Annotated in this window: 22 protein-coding genes; 3 read left to right on the top strand and 19 right to left on the bottom strand. The window is 73.6% G+C overall.

Going from position 1 to position 21,516, the window contains the following annotated elements; genetic code table 11:
* Positions 1-23 precede the first annotated feature (23 nt).
* The 3 genes from ADL08_RS16945 to ADL08_RS16935 all read right to left on the bottom strand — a co-directional run bounded on the left by ADL08_RS16945 (position 24) and on the right by ADL08_RS16935 (position 2,989).
* A complete protein-coding gene (locus ADL08_RS16945) occupies positions 24-830 on the bottom strand; it encodes a carbon-nitrogen hydrolase family protein (RefSeq protein ID WP_053643746.1) in 807 nt (268 codons plus the stop codon).
* A gap of 217 nt (positions 831-1,047) precedes the next feature.
* On the bottom strand, positions 1,048-1,503 hold the full coding sequence (locus tag ADL08_RS16940) for an Lrp/AsnC family transcriptional regulator (protein WP_015032260.1): 456 nt from the start codon (positions 1,501-1,503) through the stop codon (positions 1,048-1,050).
* A gap of 10 nt (positions 1,504-1,513) precedes the next feature.
* Positions 1,514-2,989, bottom strand: coding sequence for an amino acid permease (locus tag ADL08_RS16935; RefSeq protein WP_053643744.1), 1,476 nt, complete (start codon positions 2,987-2,989; stop codon positions 1,514-1,516).
* 341 nt (positions 2,990-3,330) lie between these two features.
* On the opposite strand from ADL08_RS16935, the gene ADL08_RS16930 reads away from it, so the two are divergent.
* Positions 3,331-4,350 carry a GDSL-type esterase/lipase family protein gene (locus ADL08_RS16930; RefSeq protein WP_053643742.1) on the top strand — a complete coding sequence of 340 codons (1,020 nt, stop codon included), beginning with the start codon at positions 3,331-3,333 and terminating at the stop codon, positions 4,348-4,350.
* A gap of 139 nt (positions 4,351-4,489) precedes the next feature.
* On the opposite strand, the gene ADL08_RS16925 is transcribed toward ADL08_RS16930, so the two are convergent.
* The 6 genes from ADL08_RS16925 to ADL08_RS16900 form a co-directional block, all read right to left on the bottom strand.
* Complete coding sequence (locus tag ADL08_RS16925; protein ID WP_053643740.1) at positions 4,490-5,932, bottom strand: GuaB1 family IMP dehydrogenase-related protein; 1,443 nt, start codon at positions 5,930-5,932, stop codon at positions 4,490-4,492.
* A gap of 105 nt (positions 5,933-6,037) precedes the next feature.
* The gene (locus tag ADL08_RS16920; protein WP_053643738.1) at positions 6,038-6,370 is read right to left on the bottom strand and encodes a barstar family protein; all 333 of its coding nucleotides are present in this window, start codon (positions 6,368-6,370) and stop codon (positions 6,038-6,040) included.
* On the bottom strand, positions 6,360-6,800 hold the full coding sequence (locus tag ADL08_RS16915) for a ribonuclease domain-containing protein (protein ID WP_053643736.1): 441 nt from the start codon (positions 6,798-6,800) through the stop codon (positions 6,360-6,362). The genes ADL08_RS16920 and ADL08_RS16915 overlap by 11 nt, the downstream gene beginning before the upstream one ends.
* Positions 6,801-6,852: 52 nt before the next feature.
* Positions 6,853-7,869, bottom strand: coding sequence for a sugar-binding transcriptional regulator (locus ADL08_RS16910; protein WP_053643734.1), 1,017 nt, complete (start codon positions 7,867-7,869; stop codon positions 6,853-6,855).
* 168 nt (positions 7,870-8,037) lie between these two features.
* Positions 8,038-8,721 carry a ribulose-phosphate 3-epimerase gene (rpe, locus tag ADL08_RS16905; protein WP_053643732.1) on the bottom strand — a complete coding sequence of 228 codons (684 nt, stop codon included), beginning with the start codon at positions 8,719-8,721 and terminating at the stop codon, positions 8,038-8,040.
* 150 nt (positions 8,722-8,871) lie between these two features.
* The gene (locus tag ADL08_RS16900; protein WP_053643730.1) at positions 8,872-10,284 is read right to left on the bottom strand and encodes an RsmB/NOP family class I SAM-dependent RNA methyltransferase; all 1,413 of its coding nucleotides are present in this window, start codon (positions 10,282-10,284) and stop codon (positions 8,872-8,874) included.
* Positions 10,285-10,446: 162 nt separating this feature from the next.
* Here ADL08_RS16900 and ADL08_RS16895 point away from each other — a divergent pair, with 162 nt between their 5' ends.
* A complete protein-coding gene (locus ADL08_RS16895) occupies positions 10,447-10,809 on the top strand; it encodes a hypothetical protein (protein ID WP_053643728.1) in 363 nt (120 codons plus the stop codon).
* On the opposite strand, the gene fmt is transcribed toward ADL08_RS16895, so the two are convergent.
* Positions 10,781-11,713 carry a methionyl-tRNA formyltransferase gene (gene fmt / locus ADL08_RS16890; RefSeq protein WP_053643726.1) on the bottom strand — a complete coding sequence of 311 codons (933 nt, stop codon included), beginning with the start codon at positions 11,711-11,713 and terminating at the stop codon, positions 10,781-10,783. The genes ADL08_RS16895 and fmt overlap by 29 nt on opposite strands.
* A 258-nt stretch (positions 11,714-11,971) precedes the next feature.
* On the opposite strand from fmt, the gene ADL08_RS16885 reads away from it, so the two are divergent.
* Entirely contained in the window at positions 11,972-12,493 is a 522-nt protein-coding gene (locus tag ADL08_RS16885) for a hypothetical protein (RefSeq protein ID WP_053643724.1), read from the top strand.
* Between the two features lie 124 nt (positions 12,494-12,617).
* Here ADL08_RS16885 and ADL08_RS16880 read toward each other — a convergent pair whose 3' ends face one another.
* The 9 genes from ADL08_RS16880 to ADL08_RS16840 all read right to left on the bottom strand — a co-directional run.
* A complete protein-coding gene (locus ADL08_RS16880; RefSeq protein WP_053643722.1) occupies positions 12,618-14,750 on the bottom strand; it encodes a primosomal protein N' in 2,133 nt (710 codons plus the stop codon).
* A 95-nt stretch (positions 14,751-14,845) separates the two neighbouring features.
* Positions 14,846-16,054 carry a methionine adenosyltransferase gene (metK, locus tag ADL08_RS16875; protein ID WP_053643720.1) on the bottom strand — a complete coding sequence of 403 codons (1,209 nt, stop codon included), beginning with the start codon at positions 16,052-16,054 and terminating at the stop codon, positions 14,846-14,848.
* A gap of 265 nt (positions 16,055-16,319) precedes the next feature.
* Complete coding sequence (gene coaBC / locus ADL08_RS16870) at positions 16,320-17,531, bottom strand: bifunctional phosphopantothenoylcysteine decarboxylase/phosphopantothenate--cysteine ligase CoaBC (RefSeq protein WP_053643719.1); 1,212 nt, start codon at positions 17,529-17,531, stop codon at positions 16,320-16,322.
* Between the two features lie 120 nt (positions 17,532-17,651).
* Positions 17,652-17,924, bottom strand: coding sequence for a DNA-directed RNA polymerase subunit omega (gene rpoZ / locus ADL08_RS16865; protein ID WP_005319902.1), 273 nt, complete (start codon positions 17,922-17,924; stop codon positions 17,652-17,654).
* Between the two features lie 65 nt (positions 17,925-17,989).
* Positions 17,990-18,562: a guanylate kinase gene (gene gmk / locus ADL08_RS16860; protein ID WP_053643717.1), complete on the bottom strand. Its 573-nt coding sequence runs from the start codon at positions 18,560-18,562 to the stop codon at positions 17,990-17,992.
* Positions 18,563-18,634: 72 nt separating this feature from the next.
* A complete protein-coding gene (locus ADL08_RS16855) occupies positions 18,635-18,958 on the bottom strand; it encodes an integration host factor (protein ID WP_053643714.1) in 324 nt (107 codons plus the stop codon).
* Positions 18,959-19,268: 310 nt separating this feature from the next.
* Positions 19,269-20,114: an orotidine-5'-phosphate decarboxylase gene (gene pyrF, locus ADL08_RS16850; RefSeq protein ID WP_053643712.1), complete on the bottom strand. Its 846-nt coding sequence runs from the start codon at positions 20,112-20,114 to the stop codon at positions 19,269-19,271.
* Positions 20,111-21,220 (bottom strand): quinone-dependent dihydroorotate dehydrogenase, encoded by a 1,110-nt coding sequence (locus ADL08_RS16845; RefSeq protein ID WP_053643710.1) that lies wholly within the window; start codon positions 21,218-21,220, stop codon positions 20,111-20,113. The genes pyrF and ADL08_RS16845 overlap by 4 nt, the downstream gene beginning before the upstream one ends.
* Before the next feature lie 79 nt (positions 21,221-21,299).
* A partial coding sequence (locus ADL08_RS16840; protein ID WP_159043087.1) for a hypothetical protein occupies positions 21,300-21,516 on the bottom strand: 217 nt, incomplete at its 5' end.

Raw genomic sequence — 21,516 nt, 5'->3', positions numbered from 1 at the left:
TGAGGCGGGGGGGCGGAGGGGGCTCAGACCAGGGGGCCGTAGAGGTCCGGGCGCCGGTCGCGGAGGTAGGGGTTCAGCTCGCGGGAGGCCGCCAGGAAGGCGGGGTCGACGTCGCCGACGACGAGGTCCTCGCCGCGTCCGGCGCGGGCGCGGGCGGTGCCGTCGGGGGCGGCGAGGGCGGAGAGGCCGACGAACTCGAAGTCGCCCTCGGGGCCGGTCCGGTTGGCGTACGCGATGTAGAGCTGGTTCTCGAAGGCGCGCACGGGGACGACGGACTCGGCGACGACCTCGGCGGGGTGCATGAGCGCGGTCGGCACGAGGAGGAGGTCCGTGCCGGCCAGGGCCTGCGCCCGTACGTTCTCGGGGAACTCGACGTCGTAGCAGATCATCAGGCCGACGGTGAGCCCGCCGACCTCGGCCTGGACGACGCCGTCGTCGCCGGGCGTGAACCACTGGTTCTCGAAGGCGCCGTAGAGGTGGGTCTTGCGGTAGTTCGCGAGCGGGACGCCGTCGGCGCCGACGAGCCGCACGGAGTTGTGGAGGACGCCGTGCTCCTCGGTGTTGCGCTCCGGGTAGCCGTAGCCGACGGCCAGGCCGTGGCGCACGGCGACGGCCGCGACGGCGCGGGCGGAGGGGCCGTCGGCCGGTTCGGCCAGGCGGGCCATGTCGGCGCCGATGGCGTAGCCGGTGAGGAACAGCTCGGGGGCGAGCAGCAGGCCCGCTCCGGCGGCGGCGGCCCGGGCGGCGGCCTCGTCGAGGATCTTGAGGTTGGCGGCCACGTCACCGAGCTCGCCGGAGCTCTGGAGCAGGGCGGTGCGCAGCGCGGGCATGGCGATCCTCGGGGTCCGGAGTACAGGGGGAAGACGTCAAAAACGGTACGGTTCCGGACTCGGCCGGGACAAGGCGGGAGCGTTGCGGACCGACCGTCGAACCGTTGCGCGATCCCCGCTGCCGGCGGCGATTCGTTGCGTACGGGCCCTGCGGGGCCGTACGACTCCCCCGTCGCGCGGCGGAAACGGGACCCGTGCCGCGGCGAGGGGGTGGGTCCTAGGCGGGCGAGCCGGAGGAGAAGCGCCGCAGCAGCGGCGAGAGCACCAGGACGGACTTGGTGCGCTCCACGAAGGGCTCGCCCGCGATGCGCTCCAGGACGCGCTCGAAGTGGCGCATGTCCGAGGCGAAGACCTGGACGACGGCGTCCGCGTCGCCGGTGACGGTCGACGCGGACACCACCTCGGGGTACCGCTCCAGACCCCGCCGGATGTCGTCCGGCGAGGTGTTGTGGCGACAGTAGATCTCGACGAAGCCCTCGGTCTCCCAGCCGAGCGCCGCCGGGTCCACCCGTACGGTGAAGCCGGTGATGGCGCCCTCGGCCCGGAGCCGGTCCACGCGCCGCTTCACGGCGGGCGCGGAGAGGCCGACGAGCGAGCCGATGTCGGCGTACGAGCGGCGGGCGTCCTCCGCGAGGGCGTGGACGATGCGTTCGTCGAGGTCGTTGAGTCGCACTACGGGTGGATCACTTCTCTGCTGAGGGCACCGCGGTGGCCAGACGGGAGCGGCGCATGCCGTACAGGAAGTAGAACACGAGCCCGGCGGCCATCCAGCAACCGAAGACGATCCAGGTGATCGCGTCCAGGCTGAACATGTTGTAGACGCAGAACAGGAAGCCGAGGATCGGGAAGGTCCAGCCGAGCGGGACGCGGAAGGTGCGGTCCAGGGTCGGGCGGGTCTTCCGCAGCACGATCACCGCGACGTTGACCAGGGCGAAGGCGAAGAGGGTGCCGATGCTGGTGGCGTCGACGAGCTTGCCGAGCGGGATGACGGAGGCGAGGGCGCCGCAGAAGAGGGACACGATGACCGTGTTCACGCGCGGGGTGCCGGTCTTGCCGTTGACCTTGCCGAAGACCTTGGGCACGAGTCCGTCGCGGGACATCGCGAAGAGCACCCGGGTCTGGCCGTAGAGGACGGTGAGCACGACGCTGGCGATCGAGATGACGGCGCCGGCGGCGAGCAGGGTGCCCCAGAACTTCTGACCGCTGACGTCGTTCATGATCGCGGCGAGCGAGGCCTCGGAGCCCTCGAAGTCCTTCCAGTTCCACGCGCCGACGGCGACGGCGGCGACCAGGACGTAGAGCACGGTGACGATGAGCAGCGACAGCATGATCGCGCGCGGCAGGTCGCGCTTGGGGTCCTTCGCCTCCTCGCCGGCGGTGGAGGCGGCGTCGAAGCCGATGTACGAGAAGAAGAGGCTGGCTCCGGCGGCGCTGACCCCGGCCATGCCGAGGGGCATGAAGTCGGCGTAGTTGCCGGACTTGAAGCCCATGAAGCCGATGGCGCAGAAGAGCACGAGCGCGGCGATCTTCACGAACACCATGATCGTGTTGACGACGGCGGACTCGCGGGCGCCGCCGAGCAGGAAGACCATCGCGAGCAGGACGACGATCAGACCGGGCAGGTTGATGAAGCCGCCTTCGCCGGGCGCGGAGGAGACCGCCGCGGGGAGGGTGACCCCGATGGTCCCGTCGAGCAGCTCGTTGAGGTACTCGCCCCATCCGACGGCCACGGCGGCGACCGAGACGCCGTACTCCAGGACCAGGCACCAGCCGCAGACCCAGGCGACGAGTTCGCCCATCGTTGCGTACGCGTACGAGTACGAGGATCCGGCCACCGGTATGGAACCGGCCAGCTCGGCGTACGAGAGGGCCGAGAAGAGCGCCGTGAGGCCGGCGATGACGAAGGCGAGGGTGACGGCGGGGCCGGCCTTGGGCACGGCGTCGCCGAGGACGACGAAGATGCCCGTGCCGAGCGTGGCCCCGATGCTGATCATGGTCAGCTGCCACATCGAAAGCGAGCGGCGGAGGCTGCCGCCCTCACCCTGTCCACCCTCCGCGACCAGGGCTTCCACCGGCTTGCGCCGGGTGAGGGCACGAAGAGCGGAGGGCTTGGGGGCGGTCGTGTCGTCGACCGGTGGGGCTACGCCGTGGTCCAGCACTGCGGAGGCTCCTTATCGCTGCCTGTGGGGGCGGAGCGGGGACCGCGGCGGTGCGCGGGCATGCCGGAGCAGACCCACGGGGGACGGAACCGCCGAGCAGGCGGTCGCCGCCACTCCTGGTACGAGGCACGAGCCTAAGGGCCAGAGTTCGCACTCGTAATGCAGGGTTGTTGCGCAATGCCGGATGATCATTGCGCACTTGCGGCACGAACGGGGGAAACATTGCGCTCCCCCGCATGAATCAGTACATCGGGGGCATGCAGCGTTCCACGCACGCATGGGCTCTTCGTGCCGGACGACCCGCTCCGCGGGGCCCGGCGGCCCGACGATCGGAGGCCCCGGTGGACTGGCTCGACCCGGAACCGTTCCTGCGCGGCACGGCCTGGCTGGACGGGAAGCGGCCCGTGCGGGCCGACCCGGACGATCTGGCGCGGCTGCCGTGGGACGTGGCGGCGCGGGCCGAGCTGCCCATCGGGGTGCGGATCGAGTTCACGGCCGCGCCCGGCACGCGCGCGGTGGAGCTGCGCTACCGGGCGGCCGTCCCGGACACGGACGATCCGCTGCGCGACCTGCGCCACTGCTTCGCCCTCTGGAGCGGGGCGCGGTTCGTCGGGGAGACCTGTGTCGCCCCGGCCGCCGAGACCGTCGTGAAGCTCCCGCTGCCCCCGGGCGGCGGCGTCTTCAGCGTCTACCTGCCGGAGGGCCAGGCGCCCGTGCCGCTCGCCCTGCGGGCCGTCGGCGGCGCCCTCTCCCCCGCCCCGGCCCGGCCCCGCTGGCTCGTGCACGGCGACTCCATCACCGAGGGGTGGTGGTCGACCCGCCCGGCCCGCTCCTGGCCGGCCACGGCGGGCCGCCTCCTGGGCCTCGACCCGGTCAACCTGGGGTACGCGGGCGCGGCGCGCGGCGAACTGCCCCTCGCCGAGCACCTGGCGCGGCTCCCGGGCGAGCTGATCACCCTGGCCTTCGGCACCAACTGCTGGTCCAAGGCGCCCGCGACGGCGGACTGGCTGTACGAGACCGTGCGGGCCTTCGTCGGGCTCGTCCGCAAGGGCCACCCCGAGACCCCGCTGCTGATCGTCTCGCCCGTCCTGCGCCCGGAGGCCGAGCACACCCGCAACGCCCTCGGGGCGACCCTCACGGAGCTGCGCCGGGCCATGGAGCGGGCGGGCCGGGACCTGGCGGCCGAGGGCGACGGGCACCTGCTCGTCCTCCCCGGCGGCCCGCTGCTCGGCCCGGAGCACCTGGCGGACGGACTGCACCCGAACGACCGGGGACACGCCCGGATCGCGGCGGCGGTGGCGGAGGCGCTGAGCGGGGTCCCGGGCGTCCCGGGCGCGCCGTCCTCGGCGCCGGCCCGATGACGGGCCGCTGACGGGCCGCTGACGGGCCGCTGACGGGCCCGGGGCACAGGGAAAGGGTGACGGCACCGGAACGCGTCGACACGGCCGTGGGCCCCCGGGAACGGCTTCCCGGGGGCCCACGGCCTTCGTACGTGCGGGACTAGCTCCAGCTGGCGTGCAGCGGCTTGCCCTCGGCGTAGCCGGCGGCGGACTGGATGCCGACCACGGCCTTCTCCTCGAACTCGGCGAGCGAGCCGGCACCGGCGTAGGTGCAGGAGGAGCGGACGCCCGCGATGATCGAGTCGATCAGGTCCTCGACGCCCGGACGCTGCGGGTCGAGGAACATGCGGGAGGTGGAGATGCCCTCCTCGAACAGCGCCTTGCGGGCGCGGTCGTAGGAGGACTCGTCGGAGGTCCGGTTCTTGACGGCGCGGGCCGAGGCCATGCCGAAGGACTCCTTGTAGAAGCGCCCCTTGGCGTCCTGGTGGAGGTCGCCCGGCGACTCGTAGGTGCCGGCGAACCAGGAGCCGATCATGACGTTGGAGGCGCCGGCGGCGAGCGCCATGGCGACGTCGCGCGGGTGCCGGACGCCACCGTCGGCCCAGACGTGCTTGCCGTACTTCTTCGCCTCGGCGGCGCACTCCAGGACGGCCGAGAACTGCGGGCGGCCGACGCCGGTCATCATGCGGGTGGTGCACATGGCGCCGGGGCCGACGCCGACCTTGATGATGTCGGCGCCCGCCTCGATAAGGTCCTTGACGCCCTCGGCGGCCACGATGTTGCCCGCGACGATCGGGACCTGCGGGTCGAGCGCCCGGACGGTCCGGACGGCGGAGATCATCGACTCCTGGTGGCCGTGCGCGGTGTCGATGACGAGCGTGTCGACGCCCGCGTCGAGCAGCAGCTTGGCCTTGCCCGCCACGTCGCCGTTGATGCCGACGGCGGCGGCGACGCGCAGCCGGCCGTTCTTGTCGACGGCAGGGGTGTAGAGGGTCGCGCGCAGGGCGCCCTTGCGGGTCAGGATGCCGGCCAGCCTGCCCTCCGCGTCGACGGCGGGGGCGTAGCGGCGGTTGGCGGCGTCGAGGGTGTTGAAGGCCTCGCGCGGGTCGATGTCCGCGTCCAGGAGGAGCAGGTCCTTGGACATGACCTCGGAGAGCTGGGTGAAGCGGTCCACGCCGGAGAGGTCGGCGTCGGTGACGACGCCCACCGGGCGCCGGTCCTCGTCGACGACGACGCCGGCGTCGTGGGAGCGCTTGGGCAGCAGGGCGAGCGCGTCGGCGACGGTCTGGTGCGGCTCCAGGACGATCGGGGTGTCGAGGACGTGGTGGCGGCTCTTCACCCACGAGATCACGTCGGTGACGACCTCGATCGGGATGTCCTGCGGGATGACGACCAGGCCGCCGCGACGGGCGACGGTCTCGGCCATCCGGCGGCCCGCGATGGCGGTCATGTTGGCCACGACGAGCGGGATGGTCGTCCCGGTGCCGTCGGGCGAGGTGAGGTCCACGGCCTGGCGGGAGCCGACGGCCGAGCGGCTCGGCACCATGAACACATCGTCGTACGTCAGGTCGTAGGGCGGCTTGACGTCATTGAGGAAACGCACGTGCTGACATCCCAGTCGTTCGGATCGGCCCCTAGGCATTTCAGCCAGGGGAAAAAGCACGTAGTTCATTGTCCCACGGGTGTACGCATACCAGTCCCGGGCCGATCATCCGAGGCTTGCCGCAGGTGGTTCGGAGGATCCTCCGAACGTTTTTCCCAGGGAGAGGAGGACGGAGAGGCGGGCGGGGCTCTCGTCGGCCGCCGCGGCGAAGACGTCCTGGGCGGTCCGCCACTCGCGCGGCCGGGCCTCGGCGTACCCCCGCCAGCCGGTGACGACGAGGACGACCGGCCGGGGCAGGTCGGTGAGGCAGTCGGCCAGGGCGTCCCAGTTGCGGCCGAACCAGTCGGGCAGCGCGAGGACGTCGGCGCACCGGTCCATGAGGGCGGCCTTGTCCGCGACTCCGGTCAGGTCGAGGACGACGGGGCCGTCAGGCCTCATCCGCGACCACCTCCCGGAAGGTCTCGTAGTGGTCGTCGGTGTAGTACGTCTCGCCGCCGCGCCCGACGACGAGGCGGCGCGCCCCCCGGTCGCGTTCGCCGGGGGTCTTCACGGTGTACTCGCGGTAGTAGCCGCGCTCCTCGCGGGGCAGGGCCTTCTCGAAGTCGGAGAAGACGGTGCCGTCCTTGGCGTACGGGTAGGGCCCGCCGCGCGCGATGAGGTCGAGCGTCCCGCGCGCCTCGGGCGGCAGGTCGGCGGCCCGTACGACGGGCAGGCCGGAGGCGCCGGTGGGCGCGGCGGTGGCGGGCGTACGGGTCGGGGCGGCGGTCCGCGCGCCTCCGCCGGCCGCCGGGGAACAGCCGGCGAGGAACCCGCCCAGGAGGACGGAGAGGACGAGCGCGAGGAGCACGCGCGGGGGCCGGAGCAGCATGTCCCGAACATAGCGTCGCGGAACGGCTCCGGCCCCCGGGAACACCGGCGGTTCAGCTGCCGTCGGGGTCCGTCCGGTCGAGCGCCGGGTGCGTGCCCGGGCTGGACTCGGTGAGCAGGTAGTCCGCCGCGGCGCGGTCGGTCACCAGGCTGGTGACGAGCCCGGAGCGGAGCACCGCGCCGATCGCCGCCGCCTTGCGCTGGCCGCCGGCGATGGCGACGACCTCGGGGATCCGGCGCAGCCGGTCCGCCTCGACGGTGATGCAGCGCTCGCCCAGGTCGCGGCCGACCCGGCGCCCCTCGGAGTCGAAGAGGTGCGCGGACATCTCGGCGGCGACGCCGAGCGAGGCGTAGTGGGCGCGCTCCTCGTCGGAGAGCATGTCGTGGACGGTGGAGATGCCCGGCTCCCAGGAGCCGATGGAGACGCAGGCGACGGTCACCTTGTCGAAGTACTCGAAGGCGCGCGCGATGCCGGTCTGGTTGCGCAGGGCGGCGGCCGTCGCCGGGTCGGGCAGCAGCATGGGGGCGTAGATCGGGTGGGCCTCGCCGCCGGAGACCTGGGCGGCCCGGCGGACGGCCTCGACGGAGCCGCGCTCGGCGGTCCCGGCGTCGTACACGCCGGTGAGCTGGACGACCGTGCAGGGCGGCAGCCGGTCGAGCGCGGCCGCCATGTGGATGGTGGAGCGGCCCCAGGCCAGGCCGAGGACGTCGCCCTCGGCGACCAGCTCGCCGAGCAGGTCGGCGGCGACCTCGCCGAGGTTCTCCGGGTCGGGCGACTCGTCCTCGCCCTCCGCCGGGGACTCGACGACGACGGCGTGGCGGAGCCCGTAGCGGGCGCGGAGGGCGTCGGAGCGCTCGGCGTCCAGCTCGGCCGGCACGCGGATCTCGATCCGTACGAGATCGCGCTCCAGGGCGGTCTCCAGGACCCGGGCCACCTTGAAGCGGCTCACGCCGAACTCCTCGGCGATCTGGATCTTGGACTTGCCCTCCAGGTAGAAGCGGCGGGCCATGGCCGCCGCCTGCACCAGTTCCGCGGGGCCCATCCGCAGGGCTGACCGTCCCGCCGACATACCCGCCACCGCGATCTCCTCACTGCCGTTCACGTACCGCTTGCCCGCGTCACGCCGTTCACGTGCCGAGGTCGTTCACACTCCTGCTCGCCGTTCATCCTGTCAGAAACGACGTGCCTTGATCAGTCCTGTCGGCGGCCCGACGGGCCGCGTTCATCCGCCGGAGGCTCAGTGGCCACACGCCCACGCGGCGGAGGCCGTCGCGGTCTCGGCGCGGGCCCGCAGCGAGGCGACGGCGGCGGCCGGGTCGGCCGCTCCGTACACCGCCGAGCCCGCGACGAAGACGTCGGCGCCGGCCTCGGCGCACCGCTCGATCGTGGACTCCGCGACCCCGCCGTCGACCTGGAGCCACAGCTCCAGGCCGTGCTTGGAGATCAGCTCACGGGTGCGGCGGATCTTGGGCAGCATGATGTCGAGGAAGGCCTGGCCGCCGAAGCCGGGCTCGACGGTCATGATCAGCAGCATGTCGAGTTCGGGGAGCAGGTCCTCGTACGGCTCGATGGGCGTGGCCGGCTTGAGCGCCATCGAGGCGCGGGCGCCCTTGGCCCGGATCTCCCGCGCGAGCCGCACGGGGGCGGCGGCGGCCTCGACGTGGAAGGTCACCGAACCGGCGCCGGCCTCCACGTACCGCGGGGCCCAGCGGTCGGGGTCCTCGATCATCAGGTGGCAGTCGAGCGGGGTGTCCGTCGCGCGGGCGAGGGACTCCACGATCGGCACGCCCAGCGTCAGATTGGGCACGAAGTGGTTGTCCATCACGTCGACGTGCAGCCAGTCGGCTCCCTCGACCGCCCGGGCCTCCTCGGCGAGCCGGGCGAAGTCCGCGGACAGGATGCTGGGGTTGATCTGCGCCATGCGCCAAGCCTCCCACGTTCTTGGGCACTTCTTTGCCGCTGGGCGGTTTCGATTCAGGTCCGGACCAGGTTCGGTACGAAACGACGAGCCCGGGACCTGTACAGACCGGGAGATTGCGGTCAGGTGATCGAAGGGTAGGGCGCCCCGGGGTCAGGCGGTCCGGCGCAGCAGCGCCAGGTACATGGCGTCCGTACCGTGCAGATGCGGCCACAGCTGGACGTCCGGTCCTTCGCCGAGCGCGGGGACGCCGGGCAGCAGCGGACGGGCGTCGATCAGCTCGGCGCCGCCGGTCTTCTTCAGGACGTCGTCGACGACGACCCGGGTCTCGGCCAGGTGCGGCGAGCAGGTCGCGTACCCGACGACGCCGCCGACGCGCACCGCGCGCAGCGCCTCGGTGAGCAGCGCGCGCTGGAGCGGGGCGAAGCCGTCCAGGTCGTCGGGGCGGCGGCGCCAGCGGGCCTCGGGACGGCGGCGCAGGGCGCCGAGGCCCGAGCAGGGCACGTCCACCAGGACCCGGTCGAAGGAGCCGGGGCGCCACGGCGGGCGGGTGCCGTCGGCGGCGATCACCTGGTACGGGCCGGGGTTGCCGGCGAGGGCGCGCTCGACCAGGCGGGCGCGGTGCGGCTGCTTCTCGGAGGCGAGCAGGGCGGCGCCCCGCTCGGAGGCGAGGGCGGCGAGGAGCGCGGCCTTGCCGCCGGGGCCCGCGCAGCCGTCGAGCCAGCGGGCGTCGGGTCCTTCGACGGGCGCGTTCGCGAGGGCGAGGGCGACCAGCTGGCTGCCCTCGTCCTGGACGCCGGCCCTGCCCTCCTTGACCGCCTCGATGGCGCCGGGCTCGCCGCCCTCCGCCATCCGCAGGGCGTACGGGGACCAGCGGCCCGGCAGGGTCTCGGTGGCCGCGGCGAGCTCCTCGGTGGTGGAGCGGCCGGGGCGGGCGACGAGGGTGACCTCGGGGCGTTCGTTGTCCGCCTCCAGGAGGTCCTCGATCCCGGCGCGGCCGCCGCCGAGGGAGTCCCAGAGCGCCGAGACGACCCAGCGGGGGTGCGAGTGGACGACGGCGAGGTGGTCCTCGGGGTCGTCGTCGTACGGCGGGGCGACCTGCGCCACCCAGGCGTCCAGGTCCTGCCGGGAGATCTTCCGCAGCACGGCGTTCACGAACTTGGCCCGCCCGTCGCCGAGCACCACCCGCGCCAGCTCGACGCTGGCGGAGACGGCGGCGTGGGTGGGGATCCGGGTCCCGAGCAGCTGGTGCGCGCCGAGCGCGAGCACGTCGAGCACGGGCGGGTCGACCTCGCGCAGCGGGCGGTCGGTGCAGGCGGCGATGATCGCGTCGTACGTGCCCTGGCGGCGCAGCGTCCCGTAGACCAGCTCGGTCGCGAGGGCCGCGTCCCGCCCGTCGAAGTCCCCGCCCTCGCGGGCCTTCTTCAGCAGGGGCGGCAGCACCAGGTTCGCGTAGGCGTCCCGCTCGTCGACCGCCCTCAGCGCCTCGAAGGCGAGCATCCGGACGGGATCCTTCTTGGGCTTCCGGTAGGGCTTGGGGGGACGGCGACGTGCCTGCTCGCTCAAAGGTGCTCCGCGTGACGAAATGACGAGGTCGAACGCTCCCAGCGTAGTCCCTCCGCGGGTGCGGGCCCGGAGCGGTGCGGGCCCGCGGCCCGGTGCGGGCCGCCGCGCGATCCGTCGCGCGACCGCTTGCCCGGGACTCCCCGAGGCGGCGATCATGCGCGGATGAGACCCGAAGTGAAGGCGTTCACCGCCGACGGCCCCCTCCCCGACCAGGAGGCCGACGAGGAGGAGATCGACCGGCGGGTCGAACAGCTCGAAGCCGTCTCCGCGCCCGTCACCCCCGACGAGGCACGGGCTCTCGCGGCCTGCTTCGGCCCGGACGACTGCTACGGCGTCGCCTGGTCGCTGCTGCACCTGATCGAGACCGCCCCGGGCCCGGTGCCGCCGGTGACCCGGCCCGGCCCCGGCGCCGACGACTGGCGGCACACGCTCTGGAACCGGTGGGGAGACCCCGGGCCCTGCGACGGAGAGCCGGCGCCCTGGAGCACGGCCGGGGTCACGCGCCCAGCCGCTCCCCCGGAGTGATCCGCACCCCGCGGGCCCAGTCGGCGGCCTTCATCGGCTTCTTGCCCTGGGGCTGGACCCAGAGGAGTTCGACGGCGTACGAGCCGGTGCCCGCGTACACGTTGTTCTTGCCGACCGCGAGCTCGCCCGGGGCCAGGTCGGTGCGGTCCGGGAGGGGCGTGACCTGGATCAGCTTGAGGCGCTCGCCGCGGAAGGCGGTCCAGGCGCCGGGGGCCGGGGTGCAGCCGCGCACCACGCGGTCCACCCGGAGCGCGGGGGCCGCGAAGTCGACGTGGGCGTCCTCGACCTGGATCTTCGGGGCGAGGGTGACGCCCTCGACGGGCTGCGGGACGGCCCGGAGCGTGCCGTCCTCGATGCCGTCCATGGTCGCGGCGAGCAGTCCGGCGCCGGCGAAGGCGAGCCGGGTGAGCAGGTCGCCGCTGGTGTCGGTCGGGCGGACGTCCTCGGTGACGACGCCGTAGACGGGGCCGGAGTCCAGGCCCTCCTCGATCAGGAAGGTGGAGGCGCCCGTCACCTGGTCGCCGGCCATCAGCGCGTGCTGCACGGGCGCCGCCCCGCGCCACGCGGGCAGCAGCGAGAAGTGCAGGTTGACCCAGCCCCGGGCCGGGACGTCGAGGGCGACCTTGGGCAGCAGGGCGCCGTAGGCGACGACCGGGCAGCAGTCCGGCGCGATCTCCCGCAGCCGGGCGAGGAAGTCCTCGTCGCGGGGCCTGGCCGGCTTGAGGACCTCGATCCCCGCCTCCTCCGCTCGCTGGGCCACCGGGCTGGCGACGAGCCGCCGGCCGCGTCCCGCCGGGGCGTCGGGCCGGGTGACCACGGCGGCCACCTCGTGCCGCCCGGAGGCGATCAGGGCGTCCAGGGCGGGAACGGCGACCTCGGGGGTGCCTGCGAAGACGAGCTTCATGGGTGGCGACTGCCTGTCTCTCCGGGGGCGTTGGGGCAGCGCACCAGTCTAGGCGGTGCCCGGCGGGTCCCGCCCGGCGTGCGGCGCCGGGCGGGAAAGGGGGCGTACGGAGGGGCGGGCGCTCCGCGCATATGCGTGTACGCCCCCGCAGCGTGACCCAACTCCCGGTGGCGCGTTGGTCAAGAGAGATTGACCTCACCGGGTCGCCGCTCCCCCTCGCGACCCGCTCCCTCATACGCCGGTTCGAGAGGCTTTCACATGGCCGACCACGCAACCCACGACGCCCAAGCCCGGGCGAGTCTGCACCTGCTCGTGCGGGACATCGAGCGGGTCCGGCGGCAGGTGGACGCGCTGCGCACGCTCACGGCCCAGCTGGGCAACGTCTACCGCCCTCGCCGCTCCGGCCCGTCGACGGGCTTCGTCGTCTACGGGCGCGCGCCCGCCCCGACCGTACGCCTCGCCCAGGAGCTGCGGGACAGCATCGAGACCCTGGTGACCGCCGCGGTCGACTTCGACCGCTCGCTCGGTTTCTCGTGGGACGCGGTGGGTTCCGCGCTCGGGGTCACCAAGCAGGCCGTCCACCGCCGTTACGGGGCCCGCCGGGCGTCCCCCCGGCAGAACCCCGCCGTGGAGCAGGAGCACGGGGTGGAGCCGGGCGTGATCCGTCCCGTCCCCTCGGTCCCCGCCGCCCGCTCGATGCCGCCGCAGCCGTCCTCGGGCAGCTCCGCCCTCCGCGAGGACCCCCGTCCGTCGGCCTTCCCCGCGCCCCGGAACGTCTGACGCACGAGACACCACGGCCGCCCGCCCCTCGTGGGACGGGCGGCCGTCTCGCGTCCGTACGGGCCCCTGAGGAAGGACCCCGACGCCCTGTCCGTACGGGGACCCGTGAGGGAGGACCTCGGCGTCAGCCGATGTCCGGCGGGTCCACGCGGACGCGCACCGGGTCCCCGCCGCCGCGTGCGAGGCGGGAGGCCCTGGCCTGCTTGAGGGCGGCCGCCAGGGCCGCGCCGCTGCCGGGCGGGACCCGGACCAGGGCCCGGTCCCACTGCTCGCCCGGCGGGGGGTCGCCGGGCCGGCGGGCGCCGCCGGGGCGCACCACGGGCAGCGGCACCGGGCCGAGGACCTCGGCGTCGGGGGGCAGCGCGGCCGCCGTCAGGAAGTCCTCGACGGCCTCCGGCGGGCCGGTCACCGCGGCCATCCGGGAGACCGGCGGGAAGCCCAGCTCGGCGCGCTCGGCCAGCTCGCGCCGGGCGTGCCCGACCGGGTCCCAGCGGACGAGCGCCTGCACCGGCCGCAGCGTCGGCTCGGCCACCACGACGACCGTGCCGCCCTCGGGCTGCCCCCGCACCAGGGAGGCCGCGTCGATCCAGCGGCGCAGCGCCTCCTCGCCCGCGCGCAGGTCGGGCCGGCCGAGCATGGCCCAGCCGTCGAGGAGCAGCGCGGCCGCGTAGCCGCCCTCGGCGACGGGCTCGGCGCCGGGGGTGGAGACGACGAGCGCGGGGCGCCCGGGCACGGTGTCCAGGACGTGGTCACGGCCCGAGGTGCGGACCGGCACCGCGGGGAAGGCCCGGCCCAGTTCCTCGGCGGTCCGCCGCGCGCCGACCACCTGGGCGCGCAGCCGGTTCGCGCCGCACTCCACGCAGTGCCAGTCGGGGGCGCCGCGCCCGCACCAGCCGCAGCGCAGCTCCCGCTGCTCGGGGGCCTCCAGGGGCCCGGCGCAGTGCCGGCAGCGGGCGGGCGCCCGGCAGCGCTCGCAGGCCAGCCTCGGCACGTACCCCCGGCGGGGCACCTGGACGAGCACCGGACCGGTCTTCAGCCCCTCCCGTACGGCCTGCCAGGCGAGCGAGGGCAGCCGGGCGGCGCGCGCGGCCTCGTCCCGGGCGAGTTCGCCGTCGCCGACGGTGCGGATCAGGGGCGCGGCCGCGCGGACCAGCTCGCGTCCGGCGGTCAGTGCCCGGGCCCAGCCGGACTCGACGAGCTGGGCGGCCTCGACGGTGCAGCTGGTGCTGCCCAGGAGGAAGGCGCACCGGTCGTGGGCGGCGCGCAGCAGGAGCACCTCGCGGGCGTGGGGCTGGGGGGCGTGCGGTTCGCTGTGGCTGCCGTCGCCGTCGTCCCAGACGACGACCAGGCCCAGGTCCCGTACGGGGGCGAACATCGCCGCCCGGGTGCCGACGACGGCCCGCACCGCCCCGCGCCGCACGGCGAGCCAGCGCGCGTAGCGCTTCTCGGGGCCCGCCTCGGCGGTGAGCAGGACGTGCCGCCCCTCCCCCAGGACGGTGGTGAGCGCCGTGTCGACCCGGTCGGCGGCCCGCCCGTCGGGGACGAGGACGAGGGCGCCGCGCCCGGAGGCGAGGGTCGCGGCGACGGCGCGGGCGATCTCCTCGGCCCAGTGCGGCCCCGGCAGCGCGTTCCACACGGCCCGGGGCGCCCCGCCGTGCGCGAGGGCGTCCAGGAAGGCGGGCCCCTGGTCGTACCGCGTCCAGCTCCCCGGCTCCGGGGCGTCCGGCGGCGGCAGCGGCTCCGGGGAGGGGCGGCGCTCGGCGGCGGCGCTGCGCGGCGGCACGGCGAGCTGGAGCACGTCGGCGAGGCTGCCCGCGTAGCGGTCGGCGACGGCGCGGGCGAGGCCGAGCAGCTCGGGTCCGAGGACCGGTTCGGGCGAGACGACGTCGGCGAGGGCGGCCAGGGGTCCGGAGTAGTCGGAGGTGGCCCGGCGCTCGACGAGGAAGCCGTCGATCAGCCGTCCGCCCTCCCGGCGCCCGTTCTTGACCTGGTGCGCCCCGGCCCCGAACCGCACCCGCACCCGCACCCCGGGCCGGGCGGCCTCGTCCAGCTCCTCGGGGACCGCGTAGTCGAAGAACTGGTCGAGGTGGAGCACCCCCTTGTTCACGACGACCCGGGCGACGGGCAGCTCTTTGGCGAGCGCGGCCCCCCGCCACGTCCGCGGCTTGGCCCGCGGCACCTTCGCCTTCCGCACGGTCTCCCGAATGAGCGCGAGCTGCTCGGGTTCCTCGGAGGGCTTCTCGTTCTCGCTGCTCACGGCCCCATACCTACCAGACGCCACCGACAGTCCGGACGGAGCGAAGCCCGGCGCCCCTCGGGGGACGCCGGGCTTCGGTCGCGCACGTGCGGGGACTACAGCCCGGCGGCCTGCTTGAGGGCGTCGACGCGGTCGGTGCGCTCCCAGGTGAAGTCCGGCAGCTCGCGGCCGAAGTGGCCGTAGGCGGCGGTCTGGGAGTAGATCGGGCGGAGCAGGTCGAGGTCGCGGATGATCGCGGCCGGGCGGAGGTCGAAGACCTCGGCGATGGCGTTCTCGATCTTCTCGACGTCGACCGCGTTGGTCCCGAAGGTCTCGACGAAGAGGCCGACGGGCTCGGCCTTGCCGATCGCGTAGGCGACCTGGACCTCGCAGCGCGCGGCGAGGCCCGCGGCGACGACGTTCTTGGCGACCCAGCGCATGGCGTAGGCGGCCGAGCGGTCGACCTTCGACGGGTCCTTGCCGGAGAAGGCGCCGCCGCCGTGGCGGGCCATGCCGCCGTACGTGTCGATGATGATCTTGCGGCCGGTGAGGCCGGCGTCGCCCATCGGGCCGCCGATCTCGAAGCGGCCGGTCGGGTTCACCAGGAGGCGGTAGCCCTCGGTGTCGAGCTTGATGCCGTCCTCGACGAGCTGCTTGAGCACGTGCTCGACGACGAACTCGCGGATGTCGGGCGCGAGCAGCGACTCCAGGTCGATGTCGGAGGCGTGCTGGGAGGAGACCACGACCGTGTCGAGGCGGACGGCCTTGTCGCCGTCGTACTCGATGGTGACCTGGGTCTTGCCGTCGGGGCGCAGGTACGGGATGGTGCCGTTCTTGCGGACCTCGGTGAGGCGGCGCGAGAGCCGGTGCGCGAGGTGGATCGGCAGCGGCATCAGCTCGGGGGTCTCGTCCGACGCGTAGCCGAACATCAGGCCCTGGTCGCCGGCGCCCTGCTTGTCGAGCTCGTCCTCGTCGCCCTCGACCCGCTTCTCGTACGCGGTGTCGACGCCCTGGGCGATGTCCGGGGACTGGGATCCGATGGACACCGACACGCCGCAGGAGGCGCCGTCGAAGCCCTTCTTCGAGGAGTCGTAACCGATCTCGAGGATCTTGTTCCGGACGAGGGTCGGGATGTCCGCCCACGCCTTGGTGGTCACCTCGCCGGCGACGTGCACCAGGCCGGTGGTGATCAGCGTCTCGACGGCGACGCGAGAGGTGGGGTCCTCGCGCAGCAGTGCGTCGAGGATGGTGTCGCTGATCTGGTCAGCGATCTTGTCGGGGTGCCCCTCGGTGACGGACTCCGAGGTGAACAGACGACGGGACACAACGCTCCCTGGGGTTGCAGCGGCTGCTGGCTACTCGTGGCTCGGACCGGCAGGGGGCTGCGCCCCGCGACGTTCCACGAACAGTCTATCGGTCGTGCTCGGACAATGGACCAGGTGTCTCGCCTGGCGAATGCCCCTGAGCGGCCGGAACCGGCCGCCGACAAGGGCGGGGCGGCCGTCCCGGTGGGACGCGAATCACTCGCCGGGCGGTGTTTCGCTCCTCCGCCCGGGTGACGGCGCGCCGGGCTGACCGGACCCGGTCATCTCAGCCGGTGGGACGCAGCCGGGGCAGGACGAGGTCCCAGACCGTCTCGGCGAGCGCTTCCTTCGGTCCGTACGGGACGGGGGTCTCGGCGCCGTCCGCCGCGAGCACCACGGCCTCGTTCTCCTCGGAGCCGAAGGTCTTGCGCTCGCCCACCTCGTTGACGACGAGGAGGTCGCAGCCCTTGCGGGCGAGCTTCTCGCGTCCGTTGGCGAGGACGTCGTCGGTCTCGGCGGCGAAGCCGACGACCACCTGGCCGGGCAGGGCCCGGTCGGCGGAGAGCTCGGCGAGGACGTCGGGGTTGCGGACGAGTTCGACGACGGGGGCGCCGTCGTCGCCCTTCTTCTTGATCTTGCCGGGGGCGTAGACGGCGGGGCGGAAGTCGGCGACGGCGGCGGCCATGACCACCGCGTCGGCGTCGGCGGCGGCCTTGAGGACGGCCTCGCGGAGCTGGACGGCGGTGCCGACGTGGACGACGTCGACGCCGGCCGGGTCGGGGAGGCCGGTGTTGGCCTCGACGAGGGTGACCCGGGCGCCCCGGGCGGCGGCGGCCCGGGCGAGGGCGTAGCCCTGCTTGCCGGAGGAGCGGTTGCCCAGGTAGCGGACGGGGTCGAGGGGTTCGCGGGTGCCGCCCGCGCTGACCACGACGTGGCGGCCGGCGAGGTCGGGGGCGGTGGCGCCCCGGGCGAGGACGCGGCGGCAGACCTCGAAGATCTCGCCGGGGTCGGGCAGCCGGCCCTTGCCGGTGTCGACGCCGGTGAGGCGGCCGACGGCGGGCTCGATGACGACGGCGCCGCGGCGGCGCAGGGTCGCCACGTTCTCCCGGGTCGCCGGGTGCTCCCACATCTCGGTGTGCATGGCGGGGGCGAAGACGACGGGACAGCGCGCGGTGAGCAGCGTGTTGGTGAGCAGGTCGTCGGCGAGGCCGTGGGCGGCCTTGGCGAGCATGTCGGCGGTGGCGGGGGCGACCACGACGAGGTCGGCGGCCTGGCCGATCCGCACGTGCGGCACCTCGTGGACGGACTCCCACACCTCGGTCGAGACGGGGTTGCCGGAGAGCGCGGACCAGGTGGCCTCGCCGACGAAGTGCAGTGCGGAGTCGGTGGGCACGACCCGGACGTCGTGGCCCGACTCGGTGAGCCGGCGGAGCAGCTCGCACGCCTTGTAGGCGGCGATGCCGCCGGTGACGCCCAGAACGACCTTCGGCTTTGCCACGACTTCCACGACTCCCCGCACTCGGACGCGCACTCGGATGCGTACGACTCCATGAGACACCACAGGCCCGGCGGATGTTCCGCCGGGCCTGTGGTGACAAGCGTTACAAGCGCTGCGCGCCTACTGCGCCGGGCCCTCGATGGCCTCGGACGTCAGCAGACCCGCGTTGATCTCGCGCAGGGCGATCGAGAGCGGCTTCTCGTGCACGTGGGTGTCGACGAGCGGACCCACGTACTCCAGCAGGCCCTCGCCGAGCTGGGAGTAGTACGCGTTGATCTGACGCGCGCGCTTGGCCGCGTAGATCACGAGGCTGTACTTCGAGTCGGTGGCCTCGAGCAGCTCGTCGATCGGCGGGTTGATGATGCCCTCGGGCGCGGTGATGGAAGAGGACACGCTCTACCTTCCGAAGATGGAAAAAAGATCAGACACACTGTGCGGCCTGGGATGTGGCCCGGGGGTCATTCCCCAGAAGACAGCAGCATCAACGTTAGCAGCTCGCGCGCCACGTCCTCGACGGAGGTGTTGACGAGGGTGGTGTCGAACTCGGACTCGGCGGCCAGCTCGACCTTCGCGGCGTCGAGACGGCGCTCGATGACCTCGGGGGACTCGGTGCCGCGGCCGGTGAGGCGGCGGACCAGCTCCTCCCAGCTCGGCGGGGCCAGGAAGACCAGCTGGGACTCCGGCATGGAGTCCTTCACCTGGCGGGCGCCCTGGAGGTCGATCTCCAGGAGGACGGGCTCGCCGGCGTCCAGTCGGTCGAGGACCGCGGCGCGCGGGGTGCCGTAGCGGTTGCCCGCGAACTCGGCCCATTCGAGGAGCTCGCCGTTGGCGATCAGCTTGTCGAACTCGTCGTCCGTCACGAAGAAGTAGTGGACGCCGTGCTTCTCGCCGGGGCGGGGCTTCCGTGTCGTCGCCGACACCGAGAGCCAGACCTCGGGGTGGACCTTGCGCATATGCGCGACGACCGTGCTCTTGCCGACCCCGGAGGGGCCGGAGAGCACGGTCAGCCGCGGACGTACCTCTGCTGCCATGCAGCGATTATTCCAGTGGTTCACCCCTGCTTGCGCAGGGAGGACGCCTCATGCCGGGAATGTCCCGAAAGGTCAGACGCCGGTGGAACCGAACTCCCGCTCCAGGGAGGCGATCTGGTTGGAGCCGAGACCGCGCACCCGGCGGCTCTCGGAGATGCCGAGCCGCTCCATGATCTGCTTGGCGCGGACCTTGCCCACGCCCGGCAGCGACTCAAGGAGCGCGGAGACCTTCATCTTGCCGATGACGTCGTTCTCCTGCCCGGTCTTGATGACGTCGTGGAGGGATGCGCCGGAGTGCTTGAGTCGATTCTTGACCTCGGCCCGCTCCCGGCGAGCCGCGGCGGCCTTCTCGAGCGCGGCTGCGCGCTGTTCAGGGGTAAGGGGCGGAAGAGCCACGCCTACGTCACCTCGGATGTCGATCTGTCGGATACGGACCGGTGAGGAACCTAGTCGCCCCGCACCAGTGGAGCAACGATCAACGGAGTGGCCGCTGAACGCCTGCTCTGCCCCGGAGACTAGCGGCCGAGGCCGCTCCAGTCAGCGAGAACAGCGGAAAAGTCCTGGTCAGCATCGACCGACCAGGACTTTCCCGACATAAGGACCGGGTTTTGGGCCAAGTTTTCGTCAAGTGGTGAGACGACCGGCCGGGGCGGGCCGCCGAACCGGGCCCGATCCGCTCCGACCTGCGGATTGGTCCCGCCGGGGATCAGGCGCCGACGGCCGCGCGGATCTCGTCCGCGTACCGGAGCGCCGAGTCCCGCAGGGCGGTGGCGTCCGGACCGTGCCGCAGGACCCCCCGGCTGACGTTCGGGACGACGTTGCGGACCGCCGCGCCGAAGACGGCGGGGAGGTCGGCGGGGGTCGCGCCCTGGGCGCCGATGCCGGGGGCGAGGAGCGGGCCGTTGACGTCCAGGTCGAAGGAGGAGAGGTCGCCGAGGGTGGCGCCGACGACCGCGCCGAAGGAGCCCATCGGGGTCTCCCCCGCGTTCTCCTCGGCCAGGTGGGCGAGCATCGTGGCGCCGACCGTCCTTCCGGCCGGTTCGTCGGTGCGGACGGCCCGCTGGACCTCGCTGCCCTCCGGGTTGGAGGTGAGGGCCAGGACGAAGAGGCCGGCGCCGGACTCCCGGGCCAGGTCGACGGCCGGCTTCAGGGAGCCGTAGCCGAGGTACGGGGAGACCGTGAGCGCGTCGGAGAAGAGCGGGGAGTCCTTGCGCAGGAAGGCCTCGGCGTAGGCCGCCATGGTGGAGCCGATGTCCCCGCGCTTGGCGTCCATGACGACCAGGCCGCCCGCCGCGCGCAGGTCGGAGACGGCGCGCTCCAGGACGGCGACGCCGCGCGAGCCGAAGCGCTCGAAGAAGGCGGACTGGGGCTTGAAGACGGCCACGGTGCCGGCGAGGGCCTCGACGACGGTGAAGGTGAAGCGCTCCAGACCGGCGATGTCGTCGGTGAGGCCCCAGGAGTCGAGCAGGGCGGCGTGCGGGTCGATGCCGACGCAGAGCGGGCCGCGCTCGTCCATGGCGGCGCGCAGACGGGATCCGAAGGAGAGCGTCACGGGGTGGCCTTTCGGTTGTCGGCGCCGACGGCCTCGGCGAGGGTGGCGTACGGGGAGGCCGCGAGGCGCGCGGCGAGGCCCTTGTGGATCGCCCTGGCGTAGAACGGGCCCTCGTAGACGAAGGCGCTGTAGCCCTGGACGAGGGTGGCGCCGGCGAGGATGCGCCGCCAGGCGTCCTCGGCGTTCTCGACGCCGCCGACGCCGACGAGGACCAGGCGGTCGCCCACGCGCGCGTGGAGGCGGCGCAGGACCTCCAGGGAGCGCTGCTTGACCGGGCGGCCGGACAGCCCGCCGGTCTCCTTGGTCAGCTCGGGGGCGGACTTCAGGCCGAGGCCCTCGCGGGCGATGGTGGTGTTGGTGGCGATGATGCCGTCGAGGCCGAGCTCCAGGGCGAGGTCGGCGACCGCGTCCACGTCCTCGTCGGCCAGGTCGGGGGCGATCTTGACCAGGAGCGGGACCCGGCGGTCGGTGACCGTGCGGTCGGCGGCCTCCCGTACGGCCGTCAGGAGGGGCCGCAGGGACTCGGTGGCCTGGAGGTTGCGCAGGCCCGGGGTGTTCGGGGAGGAGACGTTGACGACGAGGTAGTCGGCGTGCGCGGCGAGGCGCTCGGTGGACTTCACGTAGTCGGCGGCGGCCTCGGCCTCGGGGACGACCTTGGTCTTGCCGATGTTGACGCCCACGACCGTCCTGAACACCGGTACGCGCGCGTGGAGGCGGGCGGCGACGGCGGCGGAGCCCTCGTTGTTGAAGCCCATGCGGTTGATCAGGGCGCGGTCCGGGACCAGCCGGAAGAGGCGCTTCTTGGGGTTGCCGGGCTGGGCCTCCCCGGTGACGGTGCCGATCTCGACGTGGTCGAAGCCGAGCATGGCCATGCCGTCGATGGCGACGGCGTTCTTGTCGAAGCCGGCGGCGAGGCCGAAGGGGCCGTGCATGCGCAGGCCGAGGGCCTCGGTGCGCAGCTCCTCGTACCGGGGGGCGAGGGCGGCGGCGACGAAGGTGCGGAGCACCGGGACGCGGGCGGCCAGGCGGATCCAGCGGAAGGCCAGGTAGTGGGCCTTCTCGGGGTCCATCCGCTTGAAGACCAGGTGGAAGAACAGCTTGTACATCGTCCGAAATATCCCTTGTTCGGTCATGAAGAGGGGGACACCGCGCTGTGGCCGGTGTCCCCCTTCTCCGTACGGGCTGCTAGTCGCGGGCCGCGACGAGGTGCTCGGCGTGCTCCTGGAGGGAGCGGACGCCGACGCCGCCGTGGTTGAGCGCGTCGATGCCCTGGACGGCCGCGGCGAGTGCCTGGACGGTGGTCAGGCAGGGGACGCCGCGGGCGACGGCGGCGGTGCGGATCTCGTAGCCGTCCAGGCGGCCGCCGGTGCCGTAGGGGGTGTTGACGATGAGGTCGACCTCG

It is taken from the genome of Streptomyces sp. NRRL F-6492, from assembly GCF_001280125.1.
GTDB lineage: Bacteria > Actinomycetota > Actinomycetes > Streptomycetales > Streptomycetaceae > Streptomyces.
The sequence above is the reverse complement of the archived record's forward strand: the minus strand, read 5'-3'. Positions and strand labels throughout refer to the sequence as shown.

Coding starts and splice junctions, on each gene's coding strand:
- ADL08_RS16945 (WP_053643746.1), bottom strand. CDS start 830: ATGCCCGCGCTGCGCACCGCCCTGCTCCAGAGCTCCGGCGAGCTCGGT.
- ADL08_RS16920 (WP_053643738.1), bottom strand. CDS start 6,370: ATGAGGCCTGACGGCCCCGTCGTCCTCGACCTGACCGGAGTCGCGGAC.
- ADL08_RS16915 (WP_053643736.1), bottom strand. CDS start 6,800: ATGCTGCTCCGGCCCCCGCGCGTGCTCCTCGCGCTCGTCCTCTCCGTC.
- ADL08_RS16910 (WP_053643734.1), bottom strand. CDS start 7,869: ATGTCGGCGGGACGGTCAGCCCTGCGGATGGGCCCCGCGGAACTGGTG.
- rpe (WP_053643732.1), bottom strand. CDS start 8,721: ATGGCGCAGATCAACCCCAGCATCCTGTCCGCGGACTTCGCCCGGCTC.
- ADL08_RS16895 (WP_053643728.1), top strand. CDS start 10,447: ATGAGACCCGAAGTGAAGGCGTTCACCGCCGACGGCCCCCTCCCCGAC.
- fmt (WP_053643726.1), bottom strand. CDS start 11,713: ATGAAGCTCGTCTTCGCAGGCACCCCCGAGGTCGCCGTTCCCGCCCTG.
- ADL08_RS16885 (WP_053643724.1), top strand. CDS start 11,972: ATGGCCGACCACGCAACCCACGACGCCCAAGCCCGGGCGAGTCTGCAC.
- gmk (WP_053643717.1), bottom strand. CDS start 18,562: ATGGCAGCAGAGGTACGTCCGCGGCTGACCGTGCTCTCCGGCCCCTCC.
- ADL08_RS16845 (WP_053643710.1), bottom strand. CDS start 21,220: ATGTACAAGCTGTTCTTCCACCTGGTCTTCAAGCGGATGGACCCCGAG.